The sequence below is a fragment of the Phenylobacterium sp. genome (assembly GCF_036963605.1).
Classification (GTDB): Bacteria; Pseudomonadota; Alphaproteobacteria; order Caulobacterales; family Caulobacteraceae; genus Phenylobacterium.
Genome location: NZ_JBALUY010000141.1, coordinates 1 through 1,990 on the forward strand (window position 1 = coordinate 1; position 1,990 = coordinate 1,990).

Sequence of the window (1,990 nt, forward strand, 5' to 3'; positions counted from 1 at the left end):
GTCCAGCTTGCGGGCCAGGTTGGCCATGACGAACAACACGTCGCCGATCTCGCCGCGCAGAGCGTCCTTGTCGCCGGCCTCGATCTCGGCCTCCATCTCGCCGATCTCCTCGCGCAGCTTCTCCAGCACGAAGGACACCTCCGGCCAGTCGAAGCCCACCCGCGCGGCGCGCTTGGTCAGTTTCACCGCCCGGGTCATGGCCGGCAGGCCCGCCGGCACATCGTCCAGCAGGCTGCGGTCTCGGCCCTTGCTGGCCCGCTCCTGCGCCTTCATCGCCTCCCAGGCCGCCGTCTGGGCCTCGCCGGTGGCGTAGGTCTCTTCGCCGAAGACATGGGGGTGGCGGCGGATCATCTTGTCGTTGATCGCACGGGCCACGTCCTCGAAGGCGAAGGCGCCCTGCTCTTCAGCGATACGGGCGTGGAACACTACCTGCAGCAACAGGTCGCCGAGTTCTTCCTTCAGATCGCCAAGGTCGTTCCGTTCGATGGCGTCGGCCACCTCATAGGCCTCTTCCACCGTATAGGGGGCGATGGTGGCGAAGCTCTGCGCCAGGTCCCAGGGGCAGCCGCCCTGCGGATCGCGTAGCCGAGCCATGATGGCCAGCAGGCGTTCCAGGGGCGGCAGGTCACTGGGCGGGGCGGACGGCGGCATGAATCTCCTCGGCGGTCTTGGGCTCGGCGGCGAATTCCGGGGCGGCCTCGGCGAGGTCGCGGGCCTCCAGTGCGTTGCGAATTTCGGCGTGGCGTTCGGCGTTGAGGGGGTAGTTGATGATGATCCAGCCCGCCAGCAGGGACAGGGCCGCCGGCGCGGCCAGGAACATCACCTGCAGCCCCAGCAAGCCGGATGTGGAGCCATCCGCCCGGGCGTCGAAGCCGACAAGGTCCAGACCCACATAGGTGATGCCAATGGCGGCGGCCGAGCCGATCTTCACCGTGCCGCTGAGCAGGGCATAGAGCAGCCCCGTGCGGTCGGCGCCGGAGTCCAAGCGTTCCTCGTCGCCCACATCGGCCATCATCGCCCGCAACAGGAAGGGGCCGGCCGAGAAGGGCAGGCCGATCAGGAACATCAGGCCCGCCGCGATCATCCAGGCGCCCGGGGGGATGATCAGGGCGCCCGCGGTGACGATGGCGTAGAACACGGTCGAGACCGCCAGGGCCCGGTGCTTGCCGAGCTTGTAGGACAGCCGCGTCCAGAGGGGGCCGCCCACCAGGCCGCCGATGAAGTAGATCAGCAGCAGGCCGCCGGCCTCGGCCTTGTCGAAGGCCTTGATACGCTCGAAATAGAAGAAGAACAGGGCGCCGGTGATGGCTGGCCCGGTGCCGATGGCGAGGTCGGCGGCCAGCAGGCGGCGAACGCTGTTGCGCTTGAAGAGTCCCAGATACTCCCGCAGGCCAGAGCGCTGCTGGGGCCGCACGATGAAGGGTTCCGGCACCTTCCAGAGCGCCAGCAGCCCGGTCAGCGGCAATAGTAGGATGATGAACCAGCCCATGGCCTCGACCCCCAGGGCGTGTCCAGGCACGCCCAGCAGACCGAGCAGCGGGGGCAGGGTGAGGACCAGGATCATCCCCACCACATTGCCCCCCTGCCACCACGAATAGATCCGCGATCGCTCGTCATAGCCGGGCGACAGGACCGAGCCCCAGGACAGGTGAGCCAGGGTGGCGATGGAGAAGCCGCCATAGATGACCAGCAGCCAGAGCCACAGATAGCCGGCGCTGACGCCGGGCCTGGCCATGAACAGCATGTAGGCCGCCAGCATCAGGATCGGGATGCCGACCCCGAACCACAGCCGGAAGCGGCCGAACCGGGTCCGGGTCTTGTCCATGATCCCGCCGATGAACGGGTCAAAGGCGATGTCGAGCAGCCGCACCCCCATGAAGGCCGCACCGACGGCCGAGAGGCTCAGGCCCAGCTCATTGGCGTAGAATTCCGGAAGATAGACCACCAGGGGCAGGCCGAGCCCGGCGAGGGGGAGGCAGGGGGCGGCCAG

At 68.1% G+C, this 1,990-nt stretch carries 2 protein-coding genes; both read right to left on the minus strand.

The annotated features are described in order from the left end of the window. On the minus strand, positions 1 to 651 hold a 651-nt coding region (gene mazG, locus V7702_RS16730), incomplete at its 3' end, for a nucleoside triphosphate pyrophosphohydrolase (protein WP_335651208.1). Further along, positions 626 to 1,990, minus strand: coding sequence for an MFS transporter (locus tag V7702_RS16735; RefSeq protein WP_442958430.1), 1,365 nt, complete (start codon positions 1,988 to 1,990; stop codon positions 626 to 628). The genes V7702_RS16735 and mazG, both read right to left, overlap by 26 nt.